The organism is Streptomyces sp. NPDC029044, from assembly GCF_040637495.1.
Taxonomy (GTDB): Bacteria; Actinomycetota; Actinomycetes; order Streptomycetales; family Streptomycetaceae; genus Streptomyces.
Genome location: NZ_JBEZWN010000082.1, coordinates 1 through 15,848, shown reverse-complemented (window position 1 = coordinate 15,848; position 15,848 = coordinate 1). Strand labels below are relative to the sequence as shown.

The following is a 15,848-nucleotide window of genomic DNA, read 5'->3' as shown; positions in this document are numbered from 1 at the left end:
AGACGGCCCGGGCGGTCGAGGTGCCGGCGTCAGCAGGGCTGGGGGATGCCGTTGCCGATGTGGGTGGGGACCGGGTCGGTCTCGCTGTAGATGTCCGTGTCCTTCATCCAGCCCCACTTGCCGTTGTCGGCCTGCGTCCAGAGCCAACGGTTCGGGTGCGGGCCGCCGACGTAGGCGCCGGTGTCCCTGCGGCACTCGAACCAGCTCGGGTTCGAGTACATCTTGCCGACGGGACGGCTGGTGTCGGGGGTGGCGTAGACCGTCGCCCCCGAGACGTTGTTGCAGTACATCCGCATGCCGCCATCGCCCCACCAGCACGGGTTGGCGGCCTCGGCCGTACCGGAGAAGACGGAGCCCAGAGCGGTGAGTGCCACGCCGGCGACGAGGGCGGAGAGCTTGCGCGTGGGTGCTTTCAAGGTGATCCCCCTGTGGTGGAGTTGGTGGTCAAGGTCCGGGCCGTGGGACCCGTGAGGTGGACGGCGCCGCTGGAGAAGGCCGCGCCGCCGCTACCAGATTCCGCTCTGGATGTACGGGTTGACTGCCCTGAAGTTGCTGTCGTAGCAGGCCCTGAAGACGTAGTTCGGGTCGGACTGAGTGAGCCACCCGGACGTGTGCGCATAGCCCGTGCCGTCCGACAGATACGTGCCGTCGGCGAAGGACCAGGTTCTGCCGCCGTCCCTGCTGATGTCGAGCCAGATCCAGCCGCGCGGGTCCCAGCCGGAGCCGACGAGCCGTCCCCAGCCGTACTGGTAGCCGTTGTAGTAGCCGGAGCGGAGCTCGATGCCGATGGTTCCGCGCTGGTCGGGGGCGTGTGTCACGCGGTTGGTGGTGGCCATCACCTGGTCGGTGTTGATCGTTGCGGCCGCGGCGTGTGCGGGCGTCGCCAGCGCCGCGACACCCAGCGCGCCGAGCGATCCCGCTACCGCGGCGGACCCGGCCGACCTGAGCAGAGTCCTGCGGTCCATGGAGTGACTCATGGGTTCCCCGTTTCGAAGGTGAAGGCGCTGACCTGCGGACAGCGCCATGGACCGACCGTAGCGAGGAAGCGGCCGCTGAACTCCTGACACATGTCAGGGCAGCGCCCGCTGCTAACGGCATGCACGACGCGCGCTGGCTCTCCCGTTGCACAGTGAGGAGCACCAGGTACCGCACTACCGGGTCGGGCGGCACCTCTGGGCCGACCAGCACGCGTCAAGGCGCCCCGTCGCCCCGGTGCCGCTCCTCGCGCAGCACGTCGTCGAGGTCGCGGAGCCGGTCCAGGCCCTGCACCGCGCGGCGCATCCGGGCGTTGCCGGACAAGCGGTCCCTGTGCCGGTGGAGGAAGGCCCAGTAGCCGGCGGTGAAGGGGCACGCCCGCGGGCCGGTGCGGTCGGTCGGCCGGAAGGCGCAGCCGTCGCACAGGTCGCTCATGCGGTGGATGTAGGCGCCCCCGGAGGTGTACGGCTTGGTGGTCATCCGGCCCCCGTCCGCGTATTGGGACATGCCCACCACGTTCGGCACCATCACCCAGTCGTAACCGTCGACGAAGCAGCGGTGGAACCAGTCGGTGACGGCGGCCGGGTCCCAGCCGCGCTGAAGGGCGTGGCTGCCCAGCACCATCAGGCGGGGGATGTGGTGCGTCCATCCGGTGTCGCGGACCTGGGCGAGCACGGTGGCCAGGCAGCGGGCGGTGACCGCGTCCGCGTCGAGTTCGCCGAAGTACGCCGGCAGCTCCCGGGTGTGCCCGAGTGCGTTGCCGTGCCGGTAGTCCTCGCCGAAATGCCAGTACAGCTGCCAGACGTACTCCCGCCAGCCCGCGACCTGCCGGACGAACCCCTCGGCGCTGTTCACCGGGACGCTGCCCTCCCGCCAGGCGCGCTCGGCGTGTTCCACGCACTCGACGGGGTGCAGCAGCCCCAGGTTCATCGAGGACGACAGCAGACTGTGGGCCATCACCGGGTCGCCGGCCAGCATCGCGTCCTCGTACGGCCCGAAGGCGGACAGCCGGTGCGCCACGAAGCGGCGCAGCGCCGACAGAGCCTCACGCCGGGCGGCGGGGAAGAGGCGGGGGCCGTCCCGGCCGACGAACCGCACCCCGTCCTCGCGCTCCCACCGGTCGAGGTCCTGGCGTACCTCGGCGTCGATCTCGTCCTCCCGCGGCCGGTACGGCCCCGGCACGTCCAGTGCGGAGGCGCCGCGCGGCGGAGGCTCGCGGTTGGCGTGGTCGTGGTTGAAGCGGCCTCCGGCCGGGCCGCCGCCGTCCATCAGCAGGTCGTGCCGTTCGCGCACCCAGTGGTAGAAGTTCTCCTGGAGCAGCCGCCGCCCACCGAGCTCCTCGGCCCAGCCGGCGAACTCGTCGTGCGAGACCAGGAAGCCACGCGCGGGCAGCACCCGCACCCCCGGCAGGGAACGCGCCAGGCGCAGCGCCGCGTACGAAGTGGGATGGCACACCGTCACCGGAGCGTCGCCCACCGCGCGGCGCAGACCCTCGCGGTAGGTCTCCGCCCGCACGTACGTCACCCGCTCACCCAGCTCCGCCGCGCGGTGCCGCATCGCCGAGAGCACCAGATGGGCCTTGGCGCGGTGGAATCGTCTGCGCCGGAAGACCGACTTCGCCTCGACCATCACCACGGGCGCCCCGCGGTCGGGGCCCTGCTCAGGGGCGGGGGTGAGGAAATGCGGGCCGAGCTGGTCGCCGAAGAGCCAGTGCGGGGTGGACATGCGGGGAGCCTTCCGTCAGGGGCGGGGCATGCGGGGGGTTCGCCCACCGGAGCGGTACCGGATGCGGCGGACCGGAGAGCATCCCCCGTACGGGTGCTCAGTGGTTCTCCCTTGGTGACTGCAATGTCCTGACAGGTGTCAGGAAGACGCCGGCGATCAGGGTGAGTACGTTCCGGGGAAGGCCGCAGCGCATCGCCGTGTGCCCCACCACCGGTGTGCGCCCCACCTTGACCTGTTCGTTGCCCGGCGATCGCCTGGGCATGGGCAGGATCCCTGTCCCTCTCGCCTCCTCAGGAAAGGAACGGCATGTCCATTCTGAAGCGGTACGCATCTCTCGCGGTTGCAGCCCTGGCCCTGTCGGCCGTCGGACTGACGGGACCGGCATCCGCGGACACGGCAAGAACCCCGGCGGCCTTCGACAAGCAGGCCCGCGCTGCCGGCCTCAGCCGGGACGACGCCGACGCTCTCCAGGCCAAGGTGGACCGCTACCTCGCCCGCCAGGACGGACGGCAGGTCTCGGCGAACGAGATCGCCCTGGCCGACGGCGCCAAGCTGACGGTCACCGTGCCCGGCGAGCGATACGTACGTGACCTGAGCGCACCGACCGCACGCCGTGCCGCCGCACAATGGGAGTGCGATTACACGTACTTCTGCATGTTCCGCCAGACACTCGGTATGGGCGACCGGCTTGCCCTGTACCACTGCCAGGACCATGCGCTGCAGAACTGGACCGGCGAGGGCTCCTACTACAACAACCAGACCCCCGGTACCCGGGCGGTGTTCAAGAACCGGAACCGCAACGTCATCCACACCACCCCCGACGCCCCCTTCAGCGTCGCGAGCTATGACTGGACCCCCGTCTGGTTCGTCAGGCCCTGCTAGCAGCTCGTCCCGGGGCCTGCCTGCCAGAGCCGGGACACGCCGTGACCTGGGTTAAAGCACAGGTTAAGAGGCGGGGTAAGGGTTGGTAGGGTCGGGGTGGAGGTGGTCCGACATGGCATCCGAGGAAGAGCTGTTCGCCAACGTGGACGCTCTGCTGGAAGAGGAGCCGCAGCTCCCGCACCCGGCGGAGCGGGCCCGGCTGCGTGAGGCCGCCGGTATCACCCAGGCCCGCCTCGCCCAGGCGCTGAAGACCACGACGCAGACGGTGAAAAACTACGAGAACGGCCGCTCCGAGCCGAAGTCGCCACGCCTGGAGGCCTACCAGCGTCTGCTCCGCGGCTGGGCCGAGAGGTACCCCGCACACAGCGCCCCGGTCCCGGACGCCCCGCCCCACCCGGAGTCGCGGAAGACGCTCGGCGGTCCACCCGCATCCGAGGAGACGGAGCCGGAGAGCGCCGCTCCCACCGGGGCACCCGTCGCGCCGGAGCGCAGCGCCCCCCGGCGCCCGGCCACGGCACCGCGCCGCCCGGCGCCGCAAACGCCCCGTCAGCCCGCCGCCGACGCACGGTTCCCGCACGGCCCGCTGGCCGTGCTGGACGCAGACGGCTCCGCATACGGCGTCGACGGCATCGTCCTCGACTGCCCCGCCGCGTCCGTGCCGGAGCTGGTGGAGTGGACGCTGCGTGAGTCCGGCCTCGGCGCACCGCGCCTGCACCGCAACGGCAAGGACGCCGACCCGTTGATCGTCCTCACCGCCGCCGCTGCCGTGAAGCTCGGGCTCCCCGAACGCCTGGAGGGTCATGAGCAACGCCGCTCCCTGCGCCTGCCCGACGACCACCCGGTCGTCAAGCAGGTGACGAAGGCGAAGTGGCAGCTCACCCAGCGCGGGTTCGGCCCGTGGGCGCGCATCTACCGCAAAGCGCACGGCACCCAGCGGCAGTGCGTGCAGCTGGCACTCCTGTCCTGGGACGCCCTCGACGAGCGGTCCTGGCCAGGCCTCGCCGAGATGGAGCCGGCCGACATCGCCCGCGTCCTCGGTGTCTACGCCCAGCGCGTCATCACCCCGCGCGGTTCCACGGCCGTCTCGGGGCTGGAGCTGATGACGGCCCTGCGCCCGCCCACCCGCGCGGTACGCGACGAGACGACCGGCAACTGGATCCCCGGCCACAATCCGGGCAGCCTCGGCACGGAACCGATGGACCCGGCACCGCCGGAGGCCACGCCGGAACATCCCGTGGTCGTCAACTCCGGCTGGCAGGGCGGCTTCCTGAACGAGGAGGCGTACCAGTGGGTCCGGGACGTCGATCTGCTGACCGACGACGAGTGCCACCTGCCCTATGCGGTCGGCCTGGACCTGAACACCGCGTTCCTCGCGGCCGCCGCCCGGCTCACCGTCGGGCTGTCCGCGCCGGACCACTTCCGCGCACCGCAGTTCAATCCGAAGATCCCCGGCTCCTGGCTGGTGGACCTCTCGCACGTGGACCTCGACCCGCGCCTGCCCAGCCCGTTCACGCCGAGCGGTGAGCGGCCGGTCGGCCCGGCCTGGTACCAGACGCACACCGTCGCCTACGCCCAGGAACTCGGCTACAACGTACGGCCGCTGGAGGCGTACCTGCGGCGGGAGACCGGCGCGTACCTGGATCCGTGGCACGACCGGCTCAAGGCCGCTTACCTCGACGCCCTCGCCGACCTCGGGGTCACCCGGGACCTGGACGACAAGGCCTTCCTCGCGGCGATGGAGCGGCACAAGGAAGCCGACCCGGCCCTGACCGCCGTCCTCGCGGCGATCAAGGCGACCGTCAAGGGCGGCATCGGCAAGTTGCGCGAGCGCCCCCAGGGCCGGCACTACAAGGAGGGGGAGCGGTGGCCGGCCCTGGAACGGCCGACCTGGCGCCCCGACATCCGCGCGGCGGTCATCGCCAAGGCACGGGTCAACATGCACCGCAAACTGCTGAACATGTCCCGGATGACGGGCCTGTACCCGCTCGCGGTGCTGTCCGACTGCGTCGTCTACCCCAGCCCCGGCCCCTCACCGCTGGACTTCCTCCCCTACGCCGCCTCCGGCAAGCCCCAGCCCGGCGGCTTCCGCCTCGGCCCGAGCCCGGGCATGGCGAAACTGGAAGGCGTCCAGGAGATGCTCTGGGCGGTCGACCTGATGGAGAAGGGCCTGAACCCCTCCCGCCACGTCAAGGGCGGCGACGCCGTCCTGGACGAAGGCGAGTAGCGTGTGACCGGGGAAGGGAACTGACGCCGTGGGAGAAATCGACGACGCCATCGAGCGCGCCGACCAGGAGTCCTACACGCGCCGGCCGCCGAAGACGCTCAAGGGCCAGATCAACTTCCTGATGAGGCAGCTGAAGACGACACGGGCCGTCGCAGCGGAGCTCCGGGTGAGCCGGCGGTCGGTGGAGCGCTACCGCACGGGCGAGCGCAAACGCCCGCCGCAGGAGATCCAGCAGAGGATCGATGCCGCCGTCCGGTCCCGTTGGCAGCCTCAGGTCCGCAGACGCCGGCGCGCCGAGGCCGCCACCAGGCGCGGCATCACGGTGGAGACAAGAGCCCGCTTCGGCTACACGGCCCCGGTCGGCACGACCGACGACGGCCGCTTCCGTCGCCTCACCGTGCACCTCCCCCCGGAGTACGCCCAGCAGCTTTTCGATGCCCGTGAGGCCGGTGCCTCCGACCGGCAACTGCGTCAGATCATCGCCGACGGGTTCCGGACCACCTATTTCCAGGACGGCGGAGCCCGCGCCATGGGGCTCTCCGACGTCGCCATCAACGACATCGACTACATCGATTTCGACTACTGAATGCAGAGTGCCGCGACGAACCGAGCGCCGGGGGCTACCGTTCCGGCCTGACCCACCCGTCGGCGCGCGGTGCGGGATTCCGACGCGTGTGGGACTGGCGGGGGTGGTTGAGGTGGTGTGCGTGCCTCAAGCTCCTGTGCGCCCGGAAGGCACCCTGTCGACCAGGCCGGGTGCGGCGCACGGTTCGACCCATGGGGGATACCGGGAAACTGGAGTGCGCAGGCCGTGGTGACGGCAGTGGGTGCCCTCGGGGCGCGGTGCTGACGATCGATGCGGGGATCGGGGTGTACCGGTGTGACGACTGCCGGCACTACTGGGTGCTGGACGAGACGGAGCCGGGCCGCCGGCCGGAGGTGGACGACGGGCTGACACGCCCCTTGGGCGATCCGGACGAGGCAGCGCACCGCGGGACCGCTGCATGAGACCGGCGTGGAGACACGAAGCCCGCACGACCCCGCGGACCGCTGGTCACTCCGCGCGGTAGAGAGCGTGGTGACCACCGCGGCATGGTCCGACGTGGGAGGGAGTGTTGAAGTCCCCGGTGAGAATCACGGGCCGGCCGGGCCCGGCGGAGCGGGCGGTCCAGCGCACGGTGTCCCGCATCTGTGCGAGACGGGCCCCTTCGTGGGCGATCAGCTCGGACGTGGGGAGACCGTCGAATACGGCCTCGTAGGGCCCGTAGGGCGTCGGTGCGGCGCGGCGGCGAGCTCGGTGGCGGGCCGGCCCGAGTCCGAGGCCAGCCACGCGGCGGTGTGCTCGACCGGTCGGCCGAGCACCTCCGGCTGGTCCGCTTCCGTCAGCTCCCGCCCGGCTGCCTCTGGCACCGCCTCCCACCACAGGCGTTCGGTGTCGACGAGTGTGCCGCAAGGAGCTCACTGCGCCCCGTACACCGGTTCCGGGATCGTCGCCTCCGCGAGGAGCTTCAGCGCGGCCTCCCCGGCCTCGGACGGGGACCACCGGCCACCCTTGTCCGCCGTGGGCCCCGGGCGCCACCCTTCCATGACCGTGATGCGGCCGCCCTCCGCCTCGAAGACCCGTCCCGTCACACCGGCGCAGGCCGCGGAGCCGAGCCACACGACGAGCGGGGAGACGTTCTCCGGGGCCATGGCGTCGAAACCGGTGCCGGGGGCCGCCATGGCCTCGGCGAACGTCGCCTCGGTCATCCGGGTGCGCGCCGCCGGGGCGATGGCGTTGACGAGGACGCCGTAACGGCCCAACTCGGCGGCAGCGACCAGGGTCAGCCCGATGATCCCGGCCTTGGCCGCGGAGTAGTTGCCCTGGCCGACGCTCCCGAGCAACCCCGCTCCACTGCTGGTGTTGACGACCCGGGCCGCCGGAACACGGCCCGCCTTGGCCACCGCGCGCCAGTGGGCCGCCGCGTACTTCAGCGGGAGGAAGTGCCCCTTGAGATGGACACGCATGACGGCGTCCCAGTCGTCCTCGCCGAGGTTCACCAGCATGCGGTCGCGCAGGAACCCGGCGTTGTTGACCAGGGTGTCGAGGCGGCCGTAGGTCTCGACGGCGGCGCGGATCAACGAGGCCGCGCCCTCCGCCGTGGCGATGTCCCCGCTGTGGACGACCGCCTGCCCACCGCGGGCAACGATCTCGTCGACGACGAGCCGGGCGGGCCCCGTCCCGGATCCGGTCCCGTCGAGGCCGACACCGAGGTCGTTCACGACGACTTTCGCCCCCTCGGCGGCGAGGGCCAGGGCGTGCGCCCGGCCGAGTCCGCGCCCCGCCCCGGTGACGATGGCGACTCGTTCGCTGCACAGTCCGGACATGCTCCGGGTCCTTCCGCTGGAAGTCGGGAAAGCGAGGTCAGTCGTTGGCGGTTGCGGCATCGAGGAAGGCGGGGCGTTCGCCACCGCCATGGACGAGCAGACTCGCACCGCTGATGTACGCCGCCCGATCGGAGGCGAGGAAAACACAGGCGTCGCCCACCTCGTCCGGGTCGGCGAGCCGGCCGAGCGGCACCGTGCGGCCGACGGCCGCGACGCCGTCCTCGTCGCCGTAGTGCAAATGCGACAGTTCGGTGCGCACCATGCCGAGGACCAGGGTGTTGACCCTGACCAGCGGGGCCCACTCCACGGCCATGCTGCGGGCCAGCTGCTCCAGCCCCGCCTTGGCCGCGCCGTAGGCCGCCGAGCCCGGTGACGGACGGCTGCCGCTGACACTGCCGATCATGACGATCGACCCGCCGCCGGGCTGGGCGCGCATCTGCTCGTAGGCGGCGAGGGAGGCGCTCAGGGGGGCGAGCAGGTTCAACTCGACGACCCGTGCGTGCCGTTCGGCCCCGCCCTCTTTGAGCATCCGGTACGGCGTGCCCCCGGCATTGTTGACGAGGACGTCCAGCCTGCCGTAGTCGCCCCTCACGTCGGTGAAGAAGCCGCCGACGGCGTCCGCGTCACGCAGGTCGACCGGGTGGAACCGGGCGGTGCGCCCGGCCGCTTCGACAGGCCGGTCCGCGGGGCGCCGGGCGCAGGTCACGACCTCGGCTCCGGCCTCCAGCAGAGCCCGGGCGATGCCCGCGCCCACGCCCCTCGTTCCGCCGGTGACCACCGCGACGCGTCCGCTCAGGTCGGTGATCGTTGCCATGGGGGACCTCCCGCGAGGCGTACTCCGCTGCTACCTTCATGCCTAACAAACGTTTGGTGGAAAGGTAGCTGATGCGCTCATGGGTGTCTCCACCACAAGCCCCGAAGAGGGCATCGCCGTCATCACCGTGGACTTCCCGCCGGTCAACGCCCTTCCTGTACAGGGCTGGTACGACCTGGCCGCCGCGGTGCGCGCCGCCGGGGCCGATCCGGGTGTGCGCTGCGTCGTCCTCACCGCCGAGGGGCGCGGGTTCAACGCCGGCGCCGACATCAAGGAGATGCAGCGCACCGAGGGGTACACGGCGCTCGTCGGCACCAACCGCGGCTGCTACGAGGCGTTCGCAGCGGTCTACGACTGCGAGGTCCCCGTGGTCGCCGCGGTGCAGGGCTTCTGCGTGGGCGGCGGCATCGGACTGGTGGGCAACGCCGACTCGATCGTGGCGAGCGACGACGCCACCTTCGGGCTGCCGGAGCTGGACCGGGGTGCGCTCGGCGCGGCCACCCACCTGGCCCGGCTGGTCCCCCAGCACCTGATGCGGACGCTCTACTACACCTCGCGCACCGTGACGGCCGACGAACTGCACCGCCACGGCTCGGTCTGGCGGGTCGTCCCGCGCGAGCGGCTGCTCGCCGCGGCCATGGAGCTGGCCAGGGAGATCGCCGCCAAGGACGGGCTGCTCATCCGTTTCGCCAAGGCATCGATCAACGGCATCGACCCGGTGGACGTCCGCCGCAGCTACCGCTTCGAGCAGGGCTTCACGTTCGAGGCCAACCTCAGCGGCGTGTCGGACCGGCACCGCGAGGCGTTCATGTCGCCCCGGCCGGCCTCGTCCGAGTCGTCCATGTCCTCCAAGTCGACGGAGGGGGAGCCGCGTTGACTGACAAGACGATGACCGCAGAGCAAGTGGTCGGCCGGCTCCGTTCCGGCATGACGCTGGGCATCGGCGGCTGGGGATCGCGCCGCAAGCCGATGGCCCTGATCCGCGCACTGCTGCGCTCCGGCATCACCGACCTGACCGTGGTGTCCTACGGCGGTCCCGACGTCGGCCTGCTCGCCGCGGCGGGACGGATCCGCACCCTCGTGGCCCCGTTCGTCACCCTCGACTCCGTCCCCCTGGAACCGCACTTCACCGCTGCCCGGCAGCGCGGGGCCTTCGACCTGGTGGAACTGGACGAGGCCATGTTCATGTGGGGTCTGACCGCCGCCGCGCAGCGGCTGCCCTTCCTGCCGGTCCGGGCCGGTCTCGGCTCCGACGTGATGAAGGTCAACCCCCACCTGCGCACCGTCACCTCGCCCTACGAGGACGCCGAAGAACTCGTCGCGGTCCCCGCCCTGCGCCTGGACGCCGCGCTCGTCCACCTCAACCGGGCGGACCCGCACGGCAACGCGCAGTACCTCGGCCCCGACCCGTATTTCGACGACCTCTTCTGCCAGGCCGCTGCCGCCTCCTACGTCTCCTGCGAGCGGATCGTGGACACCGCCGATCTGCTCAAGGAGGCGGGACCGCAGACCCTGCTGGTCAAACGGGCCTTCGTGAACGGCGTCGTCCAGACCCCGAACGGGGCGCACTTCACTTCCTGCGTCCCGGACCAGGACCGCGACGAGCCGTTCCAGCAGGCCTACGCCCGGGCCGCGCGCGACCCGGAGGCCTGGCGGAGGTTCACCGAGCGGTTCCTGTCCGGCGACGAAGAGGCGTACCAGGCCGCCGTCAAGGCCTTCCACGAGGAGCAGCGGGCATGAGCAGCGGTGCGACGACGACCGGCGTGACGCGCGCCGAGTACTGCGTGGTGGCCTGCGCGGAGGCCTGGCGCCACGCCGGGGAGGTCCTGGCCGCCCCCATGGGCACCGTCCCCGCCCTCGGGGCCCGGCTGGCGAAGCTGACGTTCGCGCCCGACCTGCTGCTCACCGACGGCGAGGCCCTGCTGATCGGAGACGTCCCGGCGCTCGGTGCCCGCGCCCAGGTGGTGGAGGGCTGGCTGCCCTACCGTCAGCACCTGGCGCTCGTGGCCACGGGGCGGCGGCACGTGATGATGGGCGCCAGTCAGATCGACCGCCACGGCAACCAGAACATCTCGTGCATCGGCGACTGGGCCCGTCCCGCCCGGCAGCTGCTGGGCGTACGGGGGGCACCGGTCAACACCCTGAACAACCCCACCAGTTACTGGGTGCCCAAGCATTCCCCGCGCGTCTTCGTGCAGCGGGTCGACATGGTGTGCGGAGTCGGGTACGACCGTGCGGCCGAGGCCGGCCCGTCGGCCACCCGCTTCCACCACGTCCCGGAGGTGATCAGCAACCTGGGCGTCTTCGACTTCGCCACCCCGGACCACTCGATGCGGCTGCGCTCGCGGCACCCGGGGGTCACCGTCGAGCAGATCCTGGAAGCCACCGGTTTCGCCCTCGCCGTCCCGGACGACGTGCCGTACACCCGTGAGCCCACCGCCGAGGAGCTGCGCCTCGTCCGCGAGGTCATCGACCCGAACGGGGCCCGCGAGCGTGAGGTGCCCGCATGAGCGACACAGCGATCGCCACGGCTCTCACCGAACTCGTCGGAGTGCGCACCCCCATCGTCCAGACCGGCATGGGATGGGTGGCCGGGCCCCGTCTCGTCTCCGCCGCCGCCAACGCCGGAGCCCTGGGCATCCTCGCATCCGCCACCATGACCCCGCAGCAGCTCCGCTCGGCCGTGCGCGAGGTCAGGTCCCGCACCGACGCGCCCTTCGGGGTCAACCTGCGGGCCGACGCCTCGGACGCGGGGGAGAGGGTGCGGATCATCCTCGACGAGGGCGTGAAGGTGGCCTCGTTCGCTCTCGCGCCGCGACCGGAGCTGATCGCCCGTCTGAAGGACGCGGGCGTGGTCGTCATCCCCTCGGTGGGCGCCCGGCGGCATGCCGAGAAGGTCGCGGCCTGGGGCGCCGACGCCGTGCTGGTGCAGGGCGGCGAGGGAGGCGGCCACACCGGCAGCGTCGCCACCACGGTGCTGCTGCCGCAGGTCGTGGACGCCGTGGACATCCCCGTCATCGCAGCGGGCGGCTTCCGGGACGGACGCGGACTGGTGGCGGCCCTGGCCTACGGCGCCGCCGGAGTGGCCATGGGCACCCGCTTCCTGCTCACCTCCGACAGCACCGTCCCCGACGCCGTCAAGGCCCGCTACCTCGCCGCGGGCGTCCAGGACGTCACCGTCACCACCAAGGTCGACGGCCTGCCCCACCGGATGCTGCGCACCGACCTGGTGGACGCGCTGGAGCGCTCCGGCCGCGCGGCCTCCCTGCTGCGCGCCCTGCGGCACGCCTCCGCCCTCAAACGGGAGTCGGGCATGAGCTGGACCGGCCTGGTACGCGACGGCCTGGCCATGAAGCACGGCAAGGACCTGACCTGGAGCCAGATCCTGCTGGCCGCCAACACGCCGATGCTGCTCAAGGCCGCGATGGTCGACGGCCGCACCGACCTGGGCGTGATGGCCTGCGGCCAGGTCGGAGGGATCATCGACGACCTGCCGTCCTGCGCCGAACTCGTCGACGCGATCATGGCCGAGGCACACACCACGCTCGGCAGGCTCCCGGCCGTCGTCTGAGGACCGGCCGTCAGCTTCGTCGCACCGACCCGCCCGCCAGTACCCGGGCCCGGCATACGGCCGGAGTGCCCCACGCGGTGCGCAGGGGGCGGGCCTTGCGCATCCACAGGGACAGGTCCAGTTCCTCGGTGTAGCCGACGGCGCCGTGGAGTTGCAGGGCCGTACGCGCCGCCCCGTACGCCGCTTCGCAGGCCGACAGCTTCGCCGCGGCCACCTCCCGGCCCGCCGCCGGATCGTCCGCCGCCAGGGCCAGTGCGGCGGCATGGACCAGCGGCTGGGCGAACTCCAGGGCGATGAGGGTGTCGGCCAGTCGGTGCTTCACGGCCTGGAACGAGCCGACGGCCACCCCGAACTGGGTGCGCTGCCGCACGTACTCCACCGTGCGTTCCAGCAGGGCCCGCCCCAGACCCAGGGCCTGCGCCGACGTCACCAGCGCCGCCACATCGGCGGCGTACGCGGCTGCCGTTGCCACGGCGGGCCCCTGCGTGACCACCACCCCTGCGAGCGGGCGGGCCAGTCTTCGCGCCGGGTCGGCCGACGGCTGCACGGGGCCGTGCGAGTCCGTGAGCCGTACGGTGTCGCCGTCCACGACGAACACCGCGTCCGCGGCGTCGGCGTCCAGCGCGTACGGGCTGCCCCCTGGCGACAGGAGGCACAGGGACGCCATGGCCTTGCCGGACGCGAGCTGCGGCAGCCAGACGTGGGCCGGGTCGCCCCCGAGCCGGCTCAGCAGGGCGCCTGCGGCGACCGTCTCGGCCAGCGGGCCGGGCACGGCATGCCGGCCCAGCTCACCGAAGGCGACGGCCAGTTCCACGGGCAGCAACCCCAGGCCCGCATGTTCCTCCGGAACGGCGAGGGCGAAGACGCCGGCCTCCGCGAGCCTGCCCCACAGGGCCCGTCCGGGTCCGTGATCACCGGACGCCCAGGAGCGTACGACGCCGGGTGTGCCGGCCGAACCCAGCATGCCGTCCAGGGTGCGCGCGAACTCCCGCTGCTCGTCGTCGAGAAGGAAACGCATCACCGGCGTCCCTTGGGCAGGCCGAGCAGCCGCTCGGCGATGATGTCGCGCTGGATCTCGTTCGTGCCGGCGTAGACCGGCCCGGCCAGCGAGAAGGTGTAGCCATCGGCCCAACTACCGTGCCCGGGCGCCTCGGTGGCCTCGTCGGACAGCTCGCCGCAGGGGCCGAGCAGATCGAGGGCGGTCTCGTGCAGGGCGATGTCCAGCTCGGACCAGAAGACCTTGTTGAGGCTGGACTCGGCGCCGCACGATCCACCCGCGGCGATGCGCGAGGCATGCGCGTAGGTGAACAACTGGTAGGCCCGCGCGCCGATCAGCGCGTCGGCGACCCGGTCACCCAGCGCGGTGCCGCCGCAATCGGAGTCCGCGGTGGAGTGCCACAGCGAGGCGAGCCGGTCGGCCGCGGCGGTGAAGCGCCCAGGGCTGCGCAGGGTCAGGCCGCGCTCGTTGCCGCTGGTGCTCATGGCGACCCGCCAGCCCTGGCCCGGCTCGCCGATGACGTCCTCGTCCGGCACGAAGACGTCATCGAGGAACACCTCGGCGAAGGCGGGCTTGCCGTCCAGCCGCCCGATGGGCCGCACGGTCACCCCGTCCGCGTCCAACGGGAACATCAGGTACGTCAGGCCCCGGTGCGGCCGGTCCGCGTCCGGGTCGCTGCGGAACAGGCCGAACGCGCGGTCGGCGAAGGCCGCCCGGGACGACCACGTCTTCTGACCGCTGATGCGCCAGCCGCCCTGCGCCCGTACGGCGACGGACCGCAGGGAGGCCAGGTCGGACCCCGCCTCCGGCTCGGACCAGGCCTGCGCCCAGATCACCTCACCGCTCGCCATGGTCGGCAGGACGCGCGCACGCTGCTCGCCGGTCCCGTGTTCGAAGAGCGTGGGGGCGAGCAGGTTGATGCCGTTCTGCGAGACCCGGCCGGGCGCGCCGGCCCGGTAGTACTCCTCCTCGAAGATCAGCCACTCCAGCAGGGAGGAGCCCCGTCCGCCGAACCGCTCGGGCCAGGAGACCACCGACCAGCGGTCGGCGAACAGCGTGCCCTCCCACTCCCGGTGGGCGGCGAACCCCTCGGCGGTCTCCAGCGACGGCAGCGGAACGCTCGGCACGCGGGCGGCGAGCCAGTCCCGGGCCTCGGCACGGAAGGCGTCCTCGGCGGCGGTGAAGTCGAGGTCCATCAGGGGCGGGCCTCCTTCATCGCGCGCACGTCCATCCCGCCGAGCGGATCGTCGCCGGTCTCGGCGTTGTGGGCGTGGGCGAGATGGTGCAGTCCGAAGACCGAGTCCAGCCCCGCGTGCAGACCTTGGAGGTCCTCCGCCTGATTGACGGCACGCTTCGTCAGCGCCAGCCCCATCCGGGGCATCGCCGCGATCCGCTCCGCCAACTCCAGGGCGCACCGGGTCAGTTCCGCCCGGGGCACGACACGGTTGACCATGCCTACCTCGTAGGCGCGCCGCGCGCTCATCCGGTCGCCGGTGAAGAGGAACTCCTTGGCGATACGCGGCGGCATCACCCACGGGTGGGCGAAGTACTCGACCCCTGGGATGCCCATGCGTACCACCGGGTCGGCGAAGAAGGCGTCCTCGGAGGCCACGATCAGGTCGCAGACCCAGGCGAGCATCAACCCGCCTGCCACGCACGCGCCCTGTACCGAGGCGATGACCGGCTTGGGCAGCTCGCGCCAGCGCCGGCACATGCCCAGATACACCTCGGACTCGCGGGCGAAGCGGCTCTCGGCCCCCGACTTCTGCGAGTGGTCCCACCAGAGTCCGGCCTTGCGGTCGAAGGGCAGGTGCGCGTCCCGCTCAGGGGTGCCGATGTCGTGGCCGGCGGAGAAGTGCTTCCCCGCTCCGGCGAGGACCACGACCTTCACCTCGTCGTCCTCCGCCGCTCGGTAGAAGGCGCGGTCCAGGGCGTAGGTCATCGCGGAGTTCTGGGCGTTGCGGTACTCGGGCCGGTCCATCGTCACCAGGGCGACGGCGCCGCGGCGCTCGTATCGGACGGGTTCGGGGGGCGCAGTGCGGTCGGCGGACATCCGCAACCTCCTTCCCTAACAAGTGTTTGGTAGGTTAACGTACGGCTCGTCAGCAGTCGAGAGCCGCCGGGAGCCGCGCATGAGCACCGCGCACGAGCACCGCGGAGGAGGTCCACGCCGAGGCCCGTGCCCGGTTGCGCCCCTACCTCACCGACGTTCCGCGGTACCGCGCGCGGCTGCGGCGAACCGGTGCCGGGGGAGCGTCGCGTCAGCCGCACGCCTCGCCGGCGAACGGCACCG

At 72.0% G+C, this 15,848-nt stretch carries 16 protein-coding genes and 1 pseudogene; 7 read left to right on the top strand and 10 right to left on the bottom strand.

All coding sequences use genetic code 11. The annotated features are described in order from the left end of the window. Nucleotides 1-29: 29 nt before the first annotated feature. From AB0E85_RS35845 to AB0E85_RS35835, 3 genes are all read right to left on the bottom strand, one after another. A complete protein-coding gene (locus AB0E85_RS35845) occupies nucleotides 30-416 on the bottom strand; it encodes a hypothetical protein (RefSeq protein WP_361936470.1) in 387 nt (128 codons plus the stop codon). Between the two features lie 90 nt (nucleotides 417-506). Then, the gene (locus AB0E85_RS35840) at nucleotides 507-965 is read right to left on the bottom strand and encodes a hypothetical protein (RefSeq protein ID WP_361936468.1); all 459 of its coding nucleotides are present in this window, start codon (nucleotides 963-965) and stop codon (nucleotides 507-509) included. A 226-nt stretch (nucleotides 966-1,191) separates the two neighbouring features. Continuing rightward, nucleotides 1,192-2,700 carry a cryptochrome/photolyase family protein gene (locus AB0E85_RS35835; protein WP_361936466.1) on the bottom strand — a complete coding sequence of 503 codons (1,509 nt, stop codon included), beginning with the start codon at nucleotides 2,698-2,700 and terminating at the stop codon, nucleotides 1,192-1,194. A 306-nt stretch (nucleotides 2,701-3,006) separates the two neighbouring features. Here AB0E85_RS35835 and AB0E85_RS35830 point away from each other — a divergent pair, with 306 nt between their 5' ends. The 3 genes from AB0E85_RS35830 (at nucleotide 3,007) to AB0E85_RS35820 (ending at nucleotide 6,392) form a co-directional block, all read left to right on the top strand. Then, a complete protein-coding gene (locus tag AB0E85_RS35830; protein WP_361936463.1) occupies nucleotides 3,007-3,582 on the top strand; it encodes a peptidase inhibitor family I36 protein in 576 nt (191 codons plus the stop codon). Nucleotides 3,583-3,694: 112 nt separating this feature from the next. Further along, nucleotides 3,695-5,806, top strand: coding sequence for a helix-turn-helix domain-containing protein (locus tag AB0E85_RS35825; RefSeq protein ID WP_361936460.1), 2,112 nt, complete (start codon nucleotides 3,695-3,697; stop codon nucleotides 5,804-5,806). Between the two features lie 28 nt (nucleotides 5,807-5,834). Beyond that, entirely contained in the window at nucleotides 5,835-6,392 is a 558-nt protein-coding gene (locus AB0E85_RS35820; protein ID WP_361936457.1) for an XRE family transcriptional regulator, read from the top strand. A 468-nt stretch (nucleotides 6,393-6,860) separates the two neighbouring features. On the opposite strand, the gene AB0E85_RS35815 is transcribed toward AB0E85_RS35820, so the two are convergent. The 4 genes and pseudogenes from AB0E85_RS35815 to AB0E85_RS35800 form a co-directional block, all read right to left on the bottom strand. Continuing rightward, nucleotides 6,861-7,136: a hypothetical protein gene (locus tag AB0E85_RS35815; protein WP_361936454.1), complete on the bottom strand. Its 276-nt coding sequence runs from the start codon at nucleotides 7,134-7,136 to the stop codon at nucleotides 6,861-6,863. Continuing rightward, nucleotides 7,079-7,255: pseudogene (locus tag AB0E85_RS35810) on the bottom strand (hydrolase); the annotation flags it as partial. The gene AB0E85_RS35815 and the pseudogene AB0E85_RS35810, both read right to left, overlap by 58 nt. Nucleotides 7,256-7,264: 9 nt before the next feature. Continuing rightward, nucleotides 7,265-8,173, bottom strand: coding sequence for an SDR family oxidoreductase (locus AB0E85_RS35805; protein ID WP_361936451.1), 909 nt, complete (start codon nucleotides 8,171-8,173; stop codon nucleotides 7,265-7,267). Between the two features lie 37 nt (nucleotides 8,174-8,210). Beyond that, on the bottom strand, nucleotides 8,211-8,987 hold the full coding sequence (locus AB0E85_RS35800; RefSeq protein WP_361936448.1) for an SDR family oxidoreductase: 777 nt from the start codon (nucleotides 8,985-8,987) through the stop codon (nucleotides 8,211-8,213). A gap of 79 nt (nucleotides 8,988-9,066) precedes the next feature. Between AB0E85_RS35800 and AB0E85_RS35795 the strand changes: the two genes are divergently transcribed. From AB0E85_RS35795 to AB0E85_RS35780, 4 genes are read left to right on the top strand one after another with little or no spacing between them, the layout of a single operon-like run. Beyond that, nucleotides 9,067-9,864, top strand: a complete 798-nt coding sequence (locus AB0E85_RS35795) for an enoyl-CoA hydratase family protein (protein WP_361936445.1) — start codon at nucleotides 9,067-9,069, stop codon at nucleotides 9,862-9,864. Beyond that, nucleotides 9,861-10,727: a CoA-transferase gene (locus tag AB0E85_RS35790; protein ID WP_361936442.1), complete on the top strand. Its 867-nt coding sequence runs from the start codon at nucleotides 9,861-9,863 to the stop codon at nucleotides 10,725-10,727. The genes AB0E85_RS35795 and AB0E85_RS35790 overlap by 4 nt, the downstream gene beginning before the upstream one ends. Beyond that, entirely contained in the window at nucleotides 10,724-11,497 is a 774-nt protein-coding gene (locus AB0E85_RS35785; protein ID WP_361936439.1) for a CoA-transferase, read from the top strand. The genes AB0E85_RS35790 and AB0E85_RS35785 overlap by 4 nt, the downstream gene beginning before the upstream one ends. Next, nucleotides 11,494-12,558, top strand: coding sequence for a nitronate monooxygenase (locus tag AB0E85_RS35780; RefSeq protein ID WP_361936437.1), 1,065 nt, complete (start codon nucleotides 11,494-11,496; stop codon nucleotides 12,556-12,558). The genes AB0E85_RS35785 and AB0E85_RS35780 overlap by 4 nt, the downstream gene beginning before the upstream one ends. A gap of 10 nt (nucleotides 12,559-12,568) precedes the next feature. On the opposite strand, the gene AB0E85_RS35775 is transcribed toward AB0E85_RS35780, so the two are convergent. Genes AB0E85_RS35775 through AB0E85_RS35765 form a run of 3 tightly spaced genes read right to left on the bottom strand, consistent with a single transcriptional unit; the run spans nucleotide 12,569 to nucleotide 15,608 of the window. After that, complete coding sequence (locus AB0E85_RS35775; protein WP_361936434.1) at nucleotides 12,569-13,576, bottom strand: acyl-CoA dehydrogenase family protein; 1,008 nt, start codon at nucleotides 13,574-13,576, stop codon at nucleotides 12,569-12,571. Beyond that, nucleotides 13,576-14,751: an acyl-CoA dehydrogenase family protein gene (locus tag AB0E85_RS35770; protein ID WP_361936431.1), complete on the bottom strand. Its 1,176-nt coding sequence runs from the start codon at nucleotides 14,749-14,751 to the stop codon at nucleotides 13,576-13,578. Before AB0E85_RS35770 ends, AB0E85_RS35775 begins: the two co-directional genes overlap by 1 nt. Next, a complete protein-coding gene (locus AB0E85_RS35765; RefSeq protein ID WP_361936428.1) occupies nucleotides 14,751-15,608 on the bottom strand; it encodes an enoyl-CoA hydratase in 858 nt (285 codons plus the stop codon). The genes AB0E85_RS35770 and AB0E85_RS35765 overlap by 1 nt, the downstream gene beginning before the upstream one ends. Between the last annotated feature and the right edge of the window lie 240 nt (nucleotides 15,609-15,848).

Coding starts and splice junctions, on each gene's coding strand:
- AB0E85_RS35830 (WP_361936463.1), top strand. CDS start 3,007: ATGTCCATTCTGAAGCGGTACGCATCTCTCGCGGTTGCAGCCCTGGCC.
- AB0E85_RS35800 (WP_361936448.1), bottom strand. CDS start 8,987: ATGGCAACGATCACCGACCTGAGCGGACGCGTCGCGGTGGTCACCGGC.
- AB0E85_RS35770 (WP_361936431.1), bottom strand. CDS start 14,751: ATGGACCTCGACTTCACCGCCGCCGAGGACGCCTTCCGTGCCGAGGCC.
- AB0E85_RS35780 (WP_361936437.1), top strand. CDS start 11,494: ATGAGCGACACAGCGATCGCCACGGCTCTCACCGAACTCGTCGGAGTG.
- AB0E85_RS35835 (WP_361936466.1), bottom strand. CDS start 2,700: ATGTCCACCCCGCACTGGCTCTTCGGCGACCAGCTCGGCCCGCATTTC.
- AB0E85_RS35775 (WP_361936434.1), bottom strand. CDS start 13,576: ATGCGTTTCCTTCTCGACGACGAGCAGCGGGAGTTCGCGCGCACCCTG.
- AB0E85_RS35805 (WP_361936451.1), bottom strand. CDS start 8,173: ATGTCCGGACTGTGCAGCGAACGAGTCGCCATCGTCACCGGGGCGGGG.
- AB0E85_RS35765 (WP_361936428.1), bottom strand. CDS start 15,608: ATGTCCGCCGACCGCACTGCGCCCCCCGAACCCGTCCGATACGAGCGC.
- AB0E85_RS35840 (WP_361936468.1), bottom strand. CDS start 965: ATGGACCGCAGGACTCTGCTCAGGTCGGCCGGGTCCGCCGCGGTAGCG.
- AB0E85_RS35795 (WP_361936445.1), top strand. CDS start 9,067: ATGGGTGTCTCCACCACAAGCCCCGAAGAGGGCATCGCCGTCATCACC.
- AB0E85_RS35785 (WP_361936439.1), top strand. CDS start 10,724: ATGAGCAGCGGTGCGACGACGACCGGCGTGACGCGCGCCGAGTACTGC.
- AB0E85_RS35825 (WP_361936460.1), top strand. CDS start 3,695: ATGGCATCCGAGGAAGAGCTGTTCGCCAACGTGGACGCTCTGCTGGAA.